This window comes from Siphonobacter sp. SORGH_AS_0500 (assembly GCF_002838835.1).
In the GTDB taxonomy this organism is placed as follows: domain Bacteria; phylum Bacteroidota; class Bacteroidia; order Cytophagales; family Spirosomataceae; genus Siphonobacter.
Genome location: NZ_NHPP01000007.1, coordinates 1 through 15703, shown reverse-complemented (window position 1 = coordinate 15703; position 15703 = coordinate 1). Strand labels below are relative to the sequence as shown.

Here is a 15703-nt window from a genome sequence, read left to right as displayed (position 1 = left end):
CCCGATTAAGAGGGAAGTATGGAACTATATTATAAACGAATTCCAAAATTAATTGCACTCATTTCGGGACCTTTATTGGTTTGGAAAACATTATTTAAATCATATTGAACAAAGAAGGAACCCGCTTTGCGGAAGGCAATGTCAAGAGCTACGCCGTAACGTATGTTATTCATGTAAAAGCGACCATGATCGCGACTTTTGTTACCATCCTGATCTTTGATTTTCGTGTAACTGTCCAGTCTCATACCCGCATAACCCCCGAAACTAACCTGAGAAACCACTCCTTCGCGGAACACTACTGTGGGCATTACTGGAATATTAAGGTAAGCGGCAGTTAATTTACTTTTCTGTAGAGGACGACCCGCTTCGGGGAAAGTAACCTGTCCATTGGCCGCATTAACTACGTTGTTTTCCTGAAACATGAAGTTATTCCAACTAACTTCCACGCCCGTTTTCAACGCGAAGGCGGCTTTGTTGCCTTTGTATAAGCGAAAACGGTGAGAAGAACCGATGGATACGAAGCGACTTCCCAGTGGACGAAGGTCATAGCCTGAGATGCCATTTGAGTTTTTCACGTTCAGAGCATTGAGTCCGAAAGAGAAATCCATACCGTGGGTAACAGCAGGAATCCAGCTTAATACCTTAACTGGTTTGGTAGGTAAGGTGGGTAACGTATCCGCAGGGGCTTGTCCAAAAGCTACCGAAGTAAGGGTGGATAAAGCGGCGATGGCAATTAAGGAGCGTTTCATGGCTATGTCTATTTAGAAGGTTCTTTTAACAGGAATTCTTTACTTTCGAATTCAATTAGCAGATGTGCAAGCCTGGAAGAAGGTGAATGATATCAGTAGTAATGGTCAATAAGCGGGAAGAAAGGTTGAAATCGCAGATAAGAATGGCTTGAGACCGAAAAACAGCGTTATGACTAAAGCAGAACTACGAAAAGAATTCCGTCAGAAACGGCAGGGATTAACCGATGAGGAACTAGTTATCCACAGTCAGGCGATTGCTCAACATTTAATTCTTTCGTCACTGGTAACCTCTATTCACACCTTACACGTTTTTTGCCCATTCGAAAGAAGAGAGAGGTGGATATGTATGAAGTTATCCACAAGGTTCAAGAGAGTTATCCACAAATCAATATAGTGGTTTCACGTTCTAATCCAGAGACACGACGGTTAACCCACTATTTACTAACCGCAACTACTGAAATTGTGGAAAACCAATGGGGAATTCCTGAGCCCGTCCCGGGGACTTCAATGGAAATTGCGGATGCTGAAATTGATGCAGTCCTGATTCCATTAATGGCTTTCGATCTGGCTGGAAATCGGGTAGGGTACGGCATGGGCTTTTACGATCGGTTTTTATCCCGTTGTCGGCAGGAGGTCCAGAAGATTGGCGTTTCATTTTTCGAGCCGGTACCACTCATTACGGATATTACCTCAGATGATGTGCCTTTAACGGCCTGCATTACTCCGCAGGAGATTTGGCATTTTATGCACTGAGCTAGCCTTTGTTTGGGAATACTTTTCAAAAGAAAAATAAAAAAACGGGGTAACTGTTTTTCAATCGCCGAGAAACCCCTTACTTTGCGGCCAATTCGACAATTCGTCACAGTGAACACAAAGAAAATTAAATAGAACATTCGGAGTGAGCGGGGCCTCGACCCTCGTTTGCCAGAATTGTTTTGTCGGTTTTCTCTCCTTCACGGTGACGAATTTTTTTATGGCCATACCTCAACACTGGTACGAAAATTGCTGTTGAATATGAGCATATTACGAAAACAAGAGTCTATTTATTCACTATAATTTCTTCGTTACAAAACAATGAAAGTTGCTGTAGTTGGAGCCACCGGCCTCGTGGGTGGTGAGATGTTAAAAGTATTGGAAGAACGTAACTTCCCCATCACCGAACTCATTCCGGTCGCTTCTGAGCGTTCTGTGGGTAAAAAAGTAAGCTTCAAGGGACAGGAATATACCGTAGTTAGTTTTGAAGATGCCATTGTTGCTAAACCAGCAATCGCCATTTTCTCAGCGGGCGGTAGCACTTCTCTGGAGCTGGCTCCCAAGTTTGCAGAAGCAGGCATTTTTGTAATTGATAACTCTTCAGCCTGGCGGATGGACCCTACGAAAAAACTCGTAGTACCCGAAATCAACGCTCACACGCTGACGAAAGAAGATAAAATCATTGCAAACCCCAACTGTTCAACGATTCAGATGGTGGTGGTGTTGAACCCGCTGCATCAGCAATATAAAATCAAACGCGTAGTCGTTTCGACATATCAGTCTGTAACAGGTACGGGTAAAGCGGCGGTTGACCAGTTATTTGCCGAGCGTAAAGGCGATGATACGGTGAAAAAAGTATATCCTCACCCCATCGACCTGAACGTACTTCCTCACATCGACGTATTCCTGGATAACGGCTATACGAAAGAGGAAATGAAAATGGTGAATGAAACCAAGAAAATCATGGGGGATGAAACCATCGCGGTAACGGCTACTACGGTACGTATTCCTACGATTGGTGGTCACTCAGAGGCAGTTAACATCGAATTTGAAAACGACTTCGATCTGGAAGAAGTACGGGCCATTCTGGAAAAAGCTCCCGGTGTAGTGGTTCAGGATGATCCAAAAAATCAGGTATATCCGATGCCATTAACGGCTCACGGCAAAGATGAAACCTTCGTGGGTCGCATCCGTCGGGACGAATCTCAGCCGAACACCCTGAACTTATGGATCGTAGCTGACAACCTGCGTAAAGGAGCAGCCACGAACGCCGTTCAGATCGCTGAATATCTGAATACAAATGAGTTAGTATAAAGTTATTACTAATGAAGAAAGAGCGGGCTAGTAATTACTGGCTCGCTTTTTCTTTGTTCGAAATTCTCCTAGTCGATAAATATAACCGAACTGGATAGCGGGCTTTCGGGCGTTGTTACCTATTGTACAAGATGCCAAATGCCTTTCAACCTGAAAGGCCAGCATGATATTTGAAGTATTAAACCATTGAGGGCCGGTATAATCTTTCGTAATGGTTTTTCCCCAGGTAGCTTTTAGAATCATAGCTCCTTCGTTGTCGGGGAAATGATTGAAAACCAATTCACTCGATAAAGCCAGCGTTGTTAACCCTCGGGAAGAAGCAACGATCCAGTTATCCGTATATTCTCTTGAGCCTAAGCCTACGTAACGAGAGTGATAAATGGTCTTGTTAGGTATTTTCTGGCGAATATCATACAATGAGCCATATTCCTGACTGTAAGCCCATTCAATTCCTAGGTACCGCCAATTGACATGTTTTCCCCCGCCAATACATGCATTTAGGTGAGCACTACCCCTCATGCCCCAACCGTAAAAGTGATACGTTCCCGCGTATTGACTGAATAATCTCCCATAGCTGGGGCTAGATGTATGACTCGTGGTATCGTATTCTGAAAAGGTATAAGGACCAATGGCATACGTTCCAATAAAGCCAAAAGTTCCGTAAGAGATACTTGCATTTCTCCAGCTATGAGCTCTGCTTACTTGTGCTAACCCAAATTTATAGCCATTTTTTGATGCGTTAGTAGCTCTATTGTAACCATCGCCCACGGTATAAACGCCACCCACATACCACGCTGAATGAACACCGCTGTCTTTAGGAGCGAAGGGTTTAGGTTGATAAATCAGATCATGAGCATGAAGTCCAGCTCCGAGTCGGTAATTACGTACCGTTTGGCAGCTAGTCAAATATACCGTCACAATACAGAAAAAGCAGAAGTAATAAAGGCATTTCATAAGGATAGGTGCAGGGTAAATAATGGATTACATCAACTACGCGAAAGACCCCAAGTTTTTTCAAAAAGTTGGAATGGAAAGGCTTTTTTAAGCGTTAATGTCTGGATGGCCCGAATCGTATCTTTCTGACCATTTTTTAGTAGTTTCACTCATTCGAAAAGGGCTGATTGTCCTTTCGATTTTTTTGTGTAAAGAAGCTGAACCGAACGCCATGAATTTTGAATTAACCTCTGAATATCAGCCCACGGGCGACCAGCCCAAAGCCATTCAGCAGCTCGTTGAAGGAATTAACCGAAATGAACCGGCTCAGGTCTTGCTGGGGGTAACCGGCTCGGGTAAAACCTTTACGGTAGCTAATGTTATTAAAGAAATTAATCGTCCGACGCTGATTCTCAGCCATAACAAAACGCTGGCGGCTCAATTGTACGGTGAGTTCAAGCAGTTCTTCCCCAATAACGCCGTCGAGTACTTCATTAGTTACTACGATTACTACCAGCCCGAGGCGTATATCGCCACGACGAATACGTACATCGAGAAAGATCTTGCCATTAATCAGGAAATCGACAAACTTCGACTTTCAGCCACTTCAGCGTTGATGTCTGGTCGGCGGGATGTGATTGTGGTGGCTTCGGTTTCGTGTATCTACGGTATGGGTAACCCCGACGAATTCCGTAAGAGCATTATGCGGGTGGGGGTCGGAGAGTTATACTCTCGAAACCAGTTCCTGTATCGCCTGGTTGAGATTTTATATTCGAGAACGGAAGCCGATTTCGCCCGGGGAACGTTCCGGGTGAAAGGGGACACCGTTGATGTTCACTTACCCTATGCAGAGTTTGGGTATCGTTTCATCTTTTTTGGGGATGAAATAGAAGCCATTCATCGGATTGATCCGGCATCGGGTAAGAAGATTGGCGAAGAAAACCGCGTAGCCATTTTCCCGGCCAATCTGTTTGTAACGGGTCGCGATACGCTGGCCCGGGCCATGCACGAAATTCAGGATGATCTGGTGGAACAGATCAAATTTTCGAAAAAGAACTGCGTTTGCAGGAAGCCGACCGAATTAAGCAACGGACGGAATTCGACATGGAAATGATGCGGGAGTTAGGGTATTGCTCGGGTATTGAGAACTATTCCCGTTATTTTGATAACCGATTACCCGGCCAGCGACCTTTCTGCCTGCTGGACTTTTTCCCCGAAGATTACCTCATGGTGATTGACGAAAGTCACGTAACCGTTCCGCAGATTCGGGCGATGTGGGGCGGTGACCGTTCGCGTAAGGAAGCCCTGGTTGATTATGGGTTCCGCTTACCTAGTGCTCTGGATAACCGTCCTTTGACTTTCCAGGAATTCGAAAGTATGGCCTTACAAACGCTCTACGTTTCTGCTACGCCCGCTGATTATGAATTACGCCGGAGCGAAGGGGTTGTTGTTGAACAAATCATTCGCCCAACGGGTCTATTAGATCCGGAAATTGAAGTTCGCCCCAGCATTAACCAGATTGATGATTTACTGGATGAAATTCACGATCGCATTAAACGCGAGGAGCGGGTGCTGGTAACCACTCTGACCAAGCGAATGGCCGAAGAGCTTTCCAAGTACCTGGATCGGGTAGGTGTGAAGTGCCGGTATATTCACTCGGAAGTAAAAACGCTCGAACGGGTCGAAATTTTGCGGGAGTTACGTTTGGGTATCTTTGATGTACTGGTGGGGGTTAACCTCCTTCGGGAAGGCTTGGATTTACCTGAAGTTTCGCTGGTTGCGATTATGGATGCTGATAAAGAAGGGTTCCTGCGGGATATTCGTTCACTGATTCAGACGATTGGTCGGGCAGCCCGGAATGATCGCGGTAAGGTATTGATGTACGCCGACCGCATTACGGGATCCATGGAAAAAGCCATTAGTGAAACGGCTCGTCGCCGGGCCTTACAAATGGAGTATAACGCCGATAATGGGATAACTCCGAGAACGGTACGTAAATCGAAAGACGTAATTCTGGAACAAACCAGCATTGCGGATGTCATGGGTAAGCCCTCTCGAAATTATTATGTGGAACCTCAGGAGATCTCGCTGGCTGCCGACCCTGTGATGGCCTATATGGATAAAGATGCTATTAACGAACGCATCAAACAGGTGCAGAAAGAAATGGAGCAGGCCGCTAAAGAACTCGACTTTATGAATGCTGCCAAGCTTCGGGATGAAATGCTGAGTTTGAAGAAGATGTTGTAGTTATTGGTAGCCTATTGCTGCCCGAAAGTTCTAAAACTTTCGGGCATTTTTTGATAGACTAGTTCTCCGAGTATTTCTGCCGAGCCTTCACAATCTCTGCCTTGTACATATTGGCCCATTCGGCGAGGTCAATCATTCGTTGCAGCAGGCTTTTACCTAAAGCAGTCAACTGATATTCTACCCGAGGTGGAACTTCGGCATACACCTGCCGTTGAACCAGCCCGTCTTCTTCCAGACTTCTCAAGGTAACGGTCAGCATTCGTTGGGAAACGTCACCAATCTGAGCCTTTAATTCATTAAAACGCAGCGTTCCGGCATTGCCTAAATGGATAATCGTTAGGAATGACCACTTATCCCCAATCCGGTCAAGAATGCCACGAACGGGGCAGACGCCGAGTCCATCGGTGTTACTGAAAATTTTTTCTATTTTTCCTGAACCGGATTTTCCTGAGTATCAACAATAGTTACTTCCATGTGCCTTAGTTATCGAAAAATGCCTTCTTGTAAGGCTTAAACCATTGATTTACTTTTGAGTTATTAAAAGTAACCAAGGAAACAAAAATAACTAATAAAATGAAAATTGCACTCATTGGAGCTACTGGATTTGTAGGAACTGCCGTTTTAAACGAAGCTTTAAACCGCGGTCATGAAGTAACGGCCATCGCTCGGAATACCGATAAAATCACGAATACGTCTGAATTTCTAACGGTGAAAGCGGGTGATGTTCAGACCAAAGAAGAAGTAAAATCACTGGTAGCAGGTCATGATGCCGTTGTGAGTTCTTACAACGCGGGCTGGACTAACCCAAACCTGTACGAGGATTTTCTCAAAGGATCACAAGCCATCCTGGACGGAACGAAAGAAGCGGGCGTTTCGCGTCTGATCGTTGTGGGAGGGGCCGGAAGTTTGTATGCTGCTCCAGGAGTGCAATTAGTAGATACGCCTCAATTTCCCGCAGAATGGAAAGCCGGAGCTACTTCTGCCCGTGACTTTCTGAATGTAATTAAAAAAGAATCAACGATTGACTGGACGTTTCTAAGCCCAGCCATCGAACTCGTTCCTGGCGAACGTACAGGAAAATATCGTACGGAATTGGAAAGCCCCGTTTTCGATGAAAAAGGCAAAAGCCGAATCTCAGTAGAAGACCTGGCTGTAGCTATTGTGGATGAATTAGAAAAACCACAATTTGTACAAAAACGCTTTACGATTGGATACTAACAGGAAATACAAGGTTATTACCCAAATAAAGCCTGAAATCTACAGTCCATCGAAGAAGCCTTCGCAGTCACTAAAGTCACGTTACCTTTGAATTGACAATAAGGACAAGTGGCGACTTGAGTCTTATAAGGTACATATTTAGTAACGTGACACCAAGGCGGTGGAGTCACATGATCTACATTAACCCCACATTCCTTTTAGGAGCGTGGGGTTTCTTTTTGATGCCTCCACCGCTCTACAGAATAGCGTATGCTATGAGAATAGTCATACTCATTACTACCATTTCAATCAGCCACTCCGAAAGGGGTAACGTTGAATTTTCGGCTTCCTTCCAGTCTTGAGTCTGTTCTTTGGTTGCCTTGGGTTTGCTTTCCAGTAATGATTCCATGAGAGCGGGAGTTATGCGTGAATGAAAAACCCCGGTAGGTTCTCTACCGGGTAACTATTAATGACGTTTCTTCGGACGAGCTTCTTTCGCGAGTTCTTCCACGAAAGTTCCGCTTGCGTCAAAACGTAATACTTTGATAGAGTTACCACTTTTAATGGCTACGAAATAGACGCCATCCGCATTTTTACCTGCTTTCTCAAGCGTAGCACCGGCGTAATGGGCAGTGATATAAGTAGTAATGCTGGTGGGTAAATCAGCCAGAGCCACTTCCGTAAGTTTCGCCTGCTTCTGGTAATGACTTAATTCCTGAACGAAGACTCCCGCAGCAGTAAATAGTAATGCTTTGGGCTTATTATCTACTGTAATACCCACAATCAGATTACCTTTTTCGTCGCTGGCGGCCAGTTTAATCGTTGCGGTTGGGTAAGTCTGCTGAATGTATGTGGTAATAGCTGAAGACAAAGTCGAAATATCAACTGCCGTTAGTTTTCCTTTGCATTTCTGTTTGGTAACCGAGTCCGCAGCAACGGCAACCCGGGCAGCTGAAAGTGTCATCACTTCCGCCGCTTCTTCCGTTGACGTCGCTAGGTCTTCACGATTACAACTCATCAGGCAAGTCCCGATCAGTATTACTAAAGCAATCCAATAGTTTTTCATAAGTTATTATGGGGTAAAATGTGTTTGATAGCGAATACGCAGGTTTTCGGAACTGCGTTGCAAAGCCTCGAAATAGATTTATTTTTTTAATGAAAATTAAATCAGACAAGAGAGTAATCATCTGTCAATCAGATATATTAGCAGACGAATCGCCACAGTTTAGTAGCAGCTTGGGTAAGGACAGTAAAAAAGTTTGTGGTGGACTGCAACGCCAGGGGCTAGGGCTGCGTAAAGGCATAACAAAGGACCTTAACCACGATCATTTTGTTTTTCCGGAAAAATCATCCTTTTCTGATGATGACCTCGAAGGGGTCATTCAGGCCTGCTTGTTGGAAGACCAGCGGGCCCAGCGGGTGCTTTTCCAGCAGTTTTTCAGTTATGCCAAAAGTATTTGTCTGAGGTATTCTTCAAATGTGGAAGAGGCGGAAGAGATTTTAAATGAGGGGTTCTTTAAGGTATTTAAAAGCCTGCCTAATTACGATACACAATTACCTTTCAAGGCTTGGTTACGTACGATAATGGTTAATTCTGCGATTAGTCATTTCCGTAAAAATCAGAAATTTCATAGTGAAATTGGTTTTGAAGCCATCACTGAACCGGCTTTGGACGAAGGAATTGTGGATCAGATTTCCGCAGAAGAAATATTAGAACTGGTTCAGCAGTTACGTCCCATTTACCGATCTATTTTTCTCATGCACGTCGTGGATGGGTATCAGTTACGGGAAATTGCTGATCAGCTAAATGTAAAGGAAGGAACCGTACGCTCACACTTTGCCCGAGCCCGCGTGATTCTTCAGCAAATGGTTATGGAATCCTATCCTGATGTGGTACAAAAAAACTGGGGGAATACGTCTTTGCCATGAAAACGGATCGTTTCAATGAAGCCATCCGACGAAAGTTGGAAGGGATTGAGCCTCCTTTCGAAGAAAAGGATTGGTCTGCATTCCAGGCTTTTTCCAAGCAGCAGATGCCCGTCTCGTGGTGGGCCAAAACCGGAGCCAAATGGGTTGGCTACGGAGCTTCCGGTTTGGTAGCTTCCGTCTTGATTATTACCAACATTATTCAATATCAGCAGAATAAAGAGTTAAAACAGACGGTTGCCCAATTGCAGCAGGAAGTAAAGCAGCAAGCCGCTCAAACGCGAGTACCCGAATCTTATACTCTTCAAACCCCTTCGAATGAATCAACTTTACCTCATCCTTCCGTTGAGAAACTAACTCCATCGGGTTCTTCAGTGGAAAATCATCCGGCAGAAGAAGCATTGGTGATTGACAAGTTGGAAAAAACGGAAGCTGTTACTTCAACTAAAAAGCGAAGTGCTCTCGTACAAAAATCACAACGTCCAATCATAGAAGCTGAGAAAAATGAATCTGTCGCGATTGCTGAAGATCGGCCTTCAGTAATTAGGAAAGGTACTATTTCTACGGAAGTAAAGGGTAATGTAACGGAAGAACGGGTTATTAAAGAGTCAGATACTGAACCTCGCTATAGCAATCAAGAGCTTATTAAGGAACGTAAAAGCGTCAGGGCTGGCTCTAATCAGTTCAGTAATGAACGTTTTGCTAGTCCTAAAGATAAGCGTAGCCATTCAGGTAACTCGAAGAAACGAGCAGTTGGAGAAACGTCTTCGGAGGAGCTAAACGCTAGTTTGGTAGAGGCTCAGAATCGATCAGCCGTTGAAGTTTTATCAGCCGTTACTACTAAAACATTAGCCCCCAAACTATCCTTTGAAGCTTTTCCGGGTGGGGTGCCAGCGTTCGCCAAAATTCCGGTCAAACGTAAGTTCTACAATTGGGCGGCGGGCTCTTCTTCTTCCACTGCAACTTCCGAAAAAGTAGCGAAAGCTCCTAAAATTCGTCTACCCAAAGAGAATAGCATTAATGCTCGGGCGGGAGTTGGTTTGGATCTTGAAAAAAATTACGTTGGAAAATCCTTAGTAGCGGGGGTAAATTTCGGCAAGCACTGGGGACTTTCATTAGGGTTGAGTAAAGGAGTCATTCAGGGTCAGCAGTATAAAGACGAGCGGGTATTTATGGAACGAAATCGATTTGATTTCAAGAGACGATATGTTCCTCATATTCCACCCATTCCGATTTTTGTGGTCAAAAATATTTCTACGGAAGCAGAGGTCGTTCGAATGCCCGTAGCCGTGAATTATCGGGTCCCATTGCAAAAATCCTGGACATTCTATGCTTCGGCGGGAACAACGTTTGATCTGAAAGTAGAAGAGAAATTTAAGTTTGACCTCGAAAAATGGAATAATAACCCCATTAGAGATCAAGTGATTGCCAAACCCTGGCAAGCTTCTGTTTTCAATAACGTGAATGCGGGTGTGGGAATTGAAAAGCAATGGAATCATTTGGTCGTGCAGGCTGAAACGTACCTGGCTCCAAATCTGAAAGAATGCTCTTTCCGGCAGGAAAAAGCCCCCGCTGGTTTGCGAATCAGAGCCCTATATCAATTCTGAAAATAGGTTTTTGTGAATATAGCCGTGAGCCCTCTGTTTTTCAGAGGGCTCTTTTTGTGAATTTACCTTAATAAAAGTGGGGGAATTCCGATCTTTCGCTCGTAACCTCTTTCTAATTACCACTATGAAATACGTATTACTCGGAAGCCTGATGCTGAGCTTCCTTTCTTCGCACGCTCAAACCAAACCCTGGAATGGCCTTGATGTAGGGCTTTCCAATATTTACCGTCTTTCCAATGCCCAAACCCGCTCCATCAGTCCGGAAAATTTTACGGGAGAACGCGGCAAAGGCGGTATGGCCGATACTTCTGATCATCGGGAGAATCAGTCTAATGCTCGTCGGGAAGCCCGCGATTTGGGGAAGGGCTGGAAAGTAAATCCTTTTATAAAAATAAAACCAAAGCAAACCTTTACGCTGGCCGAAATCTCGGGTTCCGGGCAAATTCAGCACATCTGGATGACACCAACGGGTAACTGGCGATACAGCATTCTTCGATTTTATTGGGATGGTGAAAAAACGCCCTCGGTTGAGGTACCCGTAGGAGATTTCTTTGGAATGGGTTGGGGCGAATACGCTCCATTGAATTCTTTGGCTGTTACCGTAAATCCCGGTAGTGCTTTCAATTGTTATTGGCCCATGCCATTTCGAAAAAAATGTCGCATTACAATGGAGAACCTCGACGAGCACGAAATGCGGCTGTATTATCAGGTTGACTATACTTTGACTGAAGTACCCGAAGATGCGGCTTATTTCCATGCTCAATTTCGCAGAGCCAATGGTCATGATCCTAAGCAGGCTATTACCCTTGTTGACGGCATCAAGGGAAAAGGCCATTACGTTGGAACGTACCTGGCCTGGGGTGTACATAATACGGGTTGGTGGGGAGAAGGGGAGATAAAGTTCTTTATGGATGGTGACAAAGACTATCCTACCATTGCGGGCACAGGAACGGAAGATTACTTCTGCGGCAGTTATAATTTTGACAGGGGAGGAAAATACGTAGAATTTTCTACGCCTTACGCGGGCTTACCGCAGGTAATCCGCCCTGACGGGACGTATCGTTCTCAGCAACGATTCGGACTCTACCGCTGGCACTTACTAGACCCTATTCGTTTTGAAAAAGACCTGAAAGTAACCATTCAGGATCTGGGCTGGCGAAGTGAAGGACGTTACCTGCAACAACGTTCGGATGTAGCCAGTACGATTTTTTGGTATCAAACAGAACCACACGCAGCTTTCCCGACACTTCCCGGAAAAGATAGCCTGGAGGTTAACTAGCAGCGTATTTGATTCACCAACTAATTCAATTATGAAAACCATTTATGGAGGCCTGCTTGTGCTTGTCGTAATGGTGGCATATCCTGACAAAGGAAAATTTCGCCAGCAGAAAATCAGCGACGAACGCTACGAGTCGGTGGGGGTATTTGATGTAAATGGAGATAAAAAACCAGATCTGGTTTCGGGTGCCTGGTGGTATGAAGGACCGAATTTCAAAAAACGGCATCGGATAGGAGAGGTAAAAGCTCAGGGGGAATATTACGATGATTTTTCAACCATTCCATTGGATGTAAATCGAGACGGTCGAATGGATTTTATCACTGGCGGCTGGTGGGGAAATACCGTTCGCTGGCGTGAGAATCCCGGCCATTCTTCCAAGGAATGGCCTGAGCATGTCATTGACAGTTGTGGAAATGTAGAAACCACCCGAGCTTGGGATATCGACGGTGATGGCGTGCCCGAAATTGTCCCTAATACGCCTAATAATCCGTTGCGAGTATACCGCCTCGAAAAGGGAAAAAAAGGAACATTCAAGGCTTACACTTTACATCCCATCCAGGGGCATGGTCTGGGTTTTGGCGATGTGAACGGCGATGGCCGGGGCGACTTTGTGTTGGCTGATGGCTGGCTAGAGGCACCCGAAAAACCCTTTGAGGAGCCCTGGATTTTTCACGATGAACTGAATTTAGGCCAGGCAAGCATCCCGATTTTGGTAGTCGATGTGAATGGGGATGGAAAAAACGACCTCATTGCTGGGCAGGCTCACGATTACGGTTTGTTCTGGTATGAACATAAAAAAGACGGCAATCGGATTGTCTGGGAGAAACGAACCATAGATACGGAGAACTCCCAGTATCACGAAATGCATTGGCGGGACATTGATGGGGATGGAAAACCAGAGCTAATTACAGGCAAGCGTTACCGGGCTCATAATGACAATGATGCCGGAGCAGCTGACTCCTACGGAATGTATTACTTCACGTGGAACGGTCAGAAATTTGAAAAAAACATCATTACCTATGGACCCGCCGGAGAAACCAAAGGAACCGGGATTTATATGGTTGTACAGGATTTAGATAAAGACGGTTATCCCGAACTAATTACTGCGGGAAAAGACGGGCTGAGCATTTTCTGGAACGAGCGATGAGCAACATTTTTCATTTTAATCGCTTTGGGTATTTGGTGATTTAACGGCTGGGCTGTTTGTTTGCCTGCTCATTAACGAACATTCCAGCTCATCCTTTCCCGTGAGCCTACTATTTTAACGAAGCAAACGAAATGGAATCTCTTTACCCCGCCTTTCTTACCATTCACTCCTGGCTCCGCTGGGTAGTGTTGGTACTGGCTGTTCTGGCATTAATTCGGGCAGCACGTGGCCTATCCTCTCATAGTCTGTATACCGATGCCGATCGCAAAACAGGTCTGTTCTTTATGATTTCCTGCGATGTCCAGTTATTGGTAGGATTAATCCTGTACTTTGTTCTGAGTCCTTTATATGGCATCAAAGCATTCCAGATTGAAGGGATCAACCCGATGAAGGATACGACGATCCGTTATTTCGCAGTTGAGCACATTTTTGTCATGATTGTTGCCATTGCATTGGTGCACGTAGGGTATAGCAAAGCCAAAAAAGCGACCTCTGACGCGGTAAAGCATAAAAGCTCATTGATCTTCTTCGGTATTGCTTTGATCCTCATGCTTAGCCGTATTCCCTGGAACCGTCTGTCTCTGGGTAATGAAGGATAATGTATAGAAATAAAGAACGCTCTTGGAAAAGCGTTTACTTTCTGTGAAGAAGCCTGTTACCTGCTAAAGGTGGCAGGCTTTTTTTTAAGAAAATTTTTTAAAAACAAAGTTCGACCGATTCATTTCAATCCCTATATTAGCATTATATGCAAATAATTATTTGCATAATACTATTCGTGTGGCCTCATCACTAGAACCTACAAGCAAGGAACCTTATGAACAAATGCATTTTTCTGGACCGGGACGGTGTATTAAATCAAGATAGTCCGGGGTATTTATATTGCACGGATGATCTGATCATTACCGACGAGACGGTGCAAGCCTTACGGCTTTTGAAGGAGGCTGGCTACATGCTCATTGTGATTACTAATCAGGCAGGAATTGCCAAAGGGTTATATAAAAAAGAGGATGTGGTGAAATGCCACGAATTCTTGCAGGAAAAGTGCGGTAATGTCATAGACGATTTGTATTTCTGTCCTCATCACCCCGATTTTGATACGAATTCTTTGTTACGCAAGCCCGATTCACTGATGATCGAGAAGGCGATGGCTAAGCACCGGATTGATCCGACTCAATCCTGGATGATTGGAGATCAGGAGCGAGACGTGCAGGCGGGCAAAAAAGCGGGCGTTCGCACCATTCGCATCGCCAGCCCTGGTACTCAGTCTAAAGCCGAAGCTTTACGGACCAATCTATGGGAAGCCTCTGCCTTATTGGTAGGTTAATTGGATTCCTTTTTGAGTAAGAACGCATTTACTGGTGGGAAAGCTTATTTTTCCACTATTTTTGCTGTTCCTACAATAGATCCTTTTGTACATGTCAGATTCACTTCGTCAAGTTCAGTTACACGACGTACACGTAGCTCTGGGAGCAAAAATTGTTCCTTTTGCTGGCTTTGAAATGCCCGTTTCTTATACCGGATTAATCCAGGAACACCACGCCGTTCGTAACTCGGTGGGTATTTTTGATGTTTCTCACATGGGAGAATTCCGCGTGAAGGGCGAAAAAGCTCTTGAGTTTTTACAAAGCGTCACGACGAATGATGTAGCGGCTCTGTACGACGGAAAAGTGCAGTATTCCTGTCTGACCAACGAAATGGGTGGTATCGTGGACGATTTGCTGATTTACCGTCGCAGCGAAAACGATTACTTTGTGGTAGTTAATGCTTCCAACATTGAGAAAGACTGGAATTGGTTACAAAAATTCATCATTGAAGGCGTTGAGCTGGAAAACGTATCAGACGACTATTCACTTTTTGCCGTTCAGGGACCTAAAGGCGTAGCGACTATGCAAAAGCTAACCGACCTGAATCTGGAAGAAATGCCTTACTATTCTTTCAAGGAAGGAACCGTGGCTGGTTTTGACGATATTCTGATTGCTACAACGGGTTATACCGGAGCGGGTGGAATGGAAGTATACGTACCCAATCATCAGGCCAAAGCCATGTGGGACGCGATCATGGAAGCCGGAGCGGAGTTTAACATCGTTCCCGTAGGCCTGGGTGCTCGTGATACCTTACGTACCGAAATGGGTTATTGCTTATACGGTAATGATATTGACGATACGACATCGCCCATTGAAGCAGGCTTAGGCTGGATTACGAAATTCAATAAAGAATTCACGTACAGCGATTTCCACAAAAAGCTGAAAGAAAACGGCGTTACCCGTAAGCTGGTTGGTTTTGAAATGATTGACCGTGGCATTCCCCGTCAGCATTATGAAATCATGACGGCTGCCGGACAAATCATCGGTGAAGTAACTTCTGGAACGCAGTCACCCAGTTTGAACAAGGGTATCGGTATGGGTTATGTTCAGGCCGAATACAGCAAAGTAGGTTCTGAGATTTACATTAACATTCGTAACAAGTACCTGAAAGCGGTAGTAGTGAAACTGCCTTTTCTGAAATAACATACCTTACCATAAAAAAGCGGCTACCGATCTTAAAATCAGTA

15 protein-coding genes and 1 pseudogene are annotated in these 15703 nt (G+C 44.9%); 11 read left to right on the top strand and 5 right to left on the bottom strand.

Annotated features, from left to right (window positions below):
* Nucleotides 1-29 precede the first annotated feature (29 nt).
* A complete protein-coding gene (locus tag BWI96_RS09445; RefSeq protein ID WP_106636409.1) occupies nt 30-749 on the bottom strand; it encodes an outer membrane beta-barrel protein in 720 nt (239 codons plus the stop codon).
* 336 nt (nt 750-1085) lie between these two features.
* Between BWI96_RS09445 and BWI96_RS09440 the strand changes: the two genes are divergently transcribed.
* Nucleotides 1086-1502 carry a 5-formyltetrahydrofolate cyclo-ligase gene (locus BWI96_RS09440; RefSeq protein WP_255400688.1) on the top strand — a complete coding sequence of 139 codons (417 nt, stop codon included), beginning with the start codon at nt 1086-1088 and terminating at the stop codon, nt 1500-1502.
* A gap of 321 nt (nt 1503-1823) precedes the next feature.
* On the top strand, nt 1824-2816 hold the full coding sequence (locus tag BWI96_RS09435; RefSeq protein ID WP_106636407.1) for an aspartate-semialdehyde dehydrogenase: 993 nt from the start codon (nt 1824-1826) through the stop codon (nt 2814-2816).
* A gap of 27 nt (nt 2817-2843) precedes the next feature.
* Here BWI96_RS09435 and BWI96_RS09430 read toward each other — a convergent pair whose 3' ends face one another.
* A complete protein-coding gene (locus BWI96_RS09430) occupies nt 2844-3770 on the bottom strand; it encodes a hypothetical protein (protein ID WP_157830287.1) in 927 nt (308 codons plus the stop codon).
* Nucleotides 3771-3981: 211 nt separating this feature from the next.
* On the opposite strand from BWI96_RS09430, the pseudogene uvrB reads away from it, so the two are divergent.
* Nucleotides 3982-5996 (top strand): annotated as a pseudogene (gene uvrB, locus BWI96_RS09425) (excinuclease ABC subunit UvrB).
* Nucleotides 5997-6054: 58 nt separating this feature from the next.
* Here the strand turns inward: uvrB and BWI96_RS09420 are convergent.
* The gene (locus tag BWI96_RS09420) at nt 6055-6303 is read right to left on the bottom strand and encodes a helix-turn-helix domain-containing protein (protein ID WP_232793681.1); all 249 of its coding nucleotides are present in this window, start codon (nt 6301-6303) and stop codon (nt 6055-6057) included.
* Nucleotides 6304-6569: 266 nt separating this feature from the next.
* Here BWI96_RS09420 and BWI96_RS09415 point away from each other — a divergent pair, with 266 nt between their 5' ends.
* Nucleotides 6570-7214 carry an NAD(P)-dependent oxidoreductase gene (locus BWI96_RS09415; RefSeq protein ID WP_106636404.1) on the top strand — a complete coding sequence of 215 codons (645 nt, stop codon included), beginning with the start codon at nt 6570-6572 and terminating at the stop codon, nt 7212-7214.
* Between the two features lie 235 nt (nt 7215-7449).
* Here the strand turns inward: BWI96_RS09415 and BWI96_RS21565 are convergent, their stop codons facing one another.
* Together BWI96_RS21565 and BWI96_RS09410 are read right to left on the bottom strand one after the other, a co-directional pair.
* Complete coding sequence (locus BWI96_RS21565) at nt 7450-7602, bottom strand: hypothetical protein (RefSeq protein WP_157830286.1); 153 nt, start codon at nt 7600-7602, stop codon at nt 7450-7452.
* A gap of 57 nt (nt 7603-7659) precedes the next feature.
* Nucleotides 7660-8259, bottom strand: a complete 600-nt coding sequence (locus BWI96_RS09410) for a PepSY-like domain-containing protein (protein ID WP_106636403.1) — start codon at nt 8257-8259, stop codon at nt 7660-7662.
* Between the two features lie 89 nt (nt 8260-8348).
* Between BWI96_RS09410 and BWI96_RS09405 the strand changes: the two genes are divergently transcribed.
* The 7 genes from BWI96_RS09405 to gcvT all read left to right on the top strand — a co-directional run bounded on the left by BWI96_RS09405 (nt 8349) and on the right by gcvT (nt 15659).
* Nucleotides 8349-9122, top strand: a complete 774-nt coding sequence (locus BWI96_RS09405; RefSeq protein ID WP_106636402.1) for an RNA polymerase sigma factor — start codon at nt 8349-8351, stop codon at nt 9120-9122.
* A complete protein-coding gene (locus tag BWI96_RS09400; RefSeq protein WP_106636401.1) occupies nt 9119-10726 on the top strand; it encodes a hypothetical protein in 1608 nt (535 codons plus the stop codon). Before BWI96_RS09405 ends, BWI96_RS09400 begins: the two co-directional genes overlap by 4 nt.
* Nucleotides 10727-10802: 76 nt before the next feature.
* Nucleotides 10803-12005 (top strand): glycoside hydrolase family 172 protein, encoded by a 1203-nt coding sequence (locus BWI96_RS09395; protein WP_232793663.1) that lies wholly within the window; start codon nt 10803-10805, stop codon nt 12003-12005.
* A gap of 31 nt (nt 12006-12036) precedes the next feature.
* Entirely contained in the window at nt 12037-13152 is a 1116-nt protein-coding gene (locus tag BWI96_RS09390; RefSeq protein WP_106636399.1) for a VCBS repeat-containing protein, read from the top strand.
* A gap of 131 nt (nt 13153-13283) precedes the next feature.
* Nucleotides 13284-13751, top strand: coding sequence for a hypothetical protein (locus BWI96_RS09385; RefSeq protein ID WP_106636398.1), 468 nt, complete (start codon nt 13284-13286; stop codon nt 13749-13751).
* Between the two features lie 215 nt (nt 13752-13966).
* Nucleotides 13967-14476, top strand: coding sequence for an HAD-IIIA family hydrolase (locus tag BWI96_RS09380; RefSeq protein ID WP_106636397.1), 510 nt, complete (start codon nt 13967-13969; stop codon nt 14474-14476).
* A 91-nt stretch (nt 14477-14567) separates the two neighbouring features.
* Nucleotides 14568-15659 (top strand): glycine cleavage system aminomethyltransferase GcvT, encoded by a 1092-nt coding sequence (gcvT, locus tag BWI96_RS09375; protein ID WP_106636396.1) that lies wholly within the window; start codon nt 14568-14570, stop codon nt 15657-15659.
* The last annotated feature ends 44 nt before the right edge of the window (nt 15660-15703 follow it).

Excerpts from the sequence above, each read along its gene's own strand:
- BWI96_RS09445 (WP_106636409.1), bottom strand. The coding sequence starts at position 749 with ATGAAACGCTCCTTAATTGCCATCGCCGCTTTATCCACCCTTACTTCG.
- BWI96_RS09435 (WP_106636407.1), top strand. The coding sequence starts at position 1,824 with ATGAAAGTTGCTGTAGTTGGAGCCACCGGCCTCGTGGGTGGTGAGATG.
- BWI96_RS09430 (WP_157830287.1), bottom strand. The coding sequence starts at position 3,770 with ATGAAATGCCTTTATTACTTCTGCTTTTTCTGTATTGTGACGGTATAT.
- BWI96_RS09415 (WP_106636404.1), top strand. The coding sequence starts at position 6,570 with ATGAAAATTGCACTCATTGGAGCTACTGGATTTGTAGGAACTGCCGTT.
- BWI96_RS21565 (WP_157830286.1), bottom strand. The coding sequence starts at position 7,602 with ATGGAATCATTACTGGAAAGCAAACCCAAGGCAACCAAAGAACAGACT.
- BWI96_RS09410 (WP_106636403.1), bottom strand. The coding sequence starts at position 8,259 with ATGAAAAACTATTGGATTGCTTTAGTAATACTGATCGGGACTTGCCTG.
- BWI96_RS09405 (WP_106636402.1), top strand. The coding sequence starts at position 8,349 with ATGAAAATTAAATCAGACAAGAGAGTAATCATCTGTCAATCAGATATA.
- BWI96_RS09400 (WP_106636401.1), top strand. The coding sequence starts at position 9,119 with ATGAAAACGGATCGTTTCAATGAAGCCATCCGACGAAAGTTGGAAGGG.
- BWI96_RS09390 (WP_106636399.1), top strand. The coding sequence starts at position 12,037 with ATGAAAACCATTTATGGAGGCCTGCTTGTGCTTGTCGTAATGGTGGCA.
- BWI96_RS09385 (WP_106636398.1), top strand. The coding sequence starts at position 13,284 with ATGGAATCTCTTTACCCCGCCTTTCTTACCATTCACTCCTGGCTCCGC.
- BWI96_RS09380 (WP_106636397.1), top strand. The coding sequence starts at position 13,967 with ATGAACAAATGCATTTTTCTGGACCGGGACGGTGTATTAAATCAAGAT.
- gcvT (WP_106636396.1), top strand. The coding sequence starts at position 14,568 with ATGTCAGATTCACTTCGTCAAGTTCAGTTACACGACGTACACGTAGCT.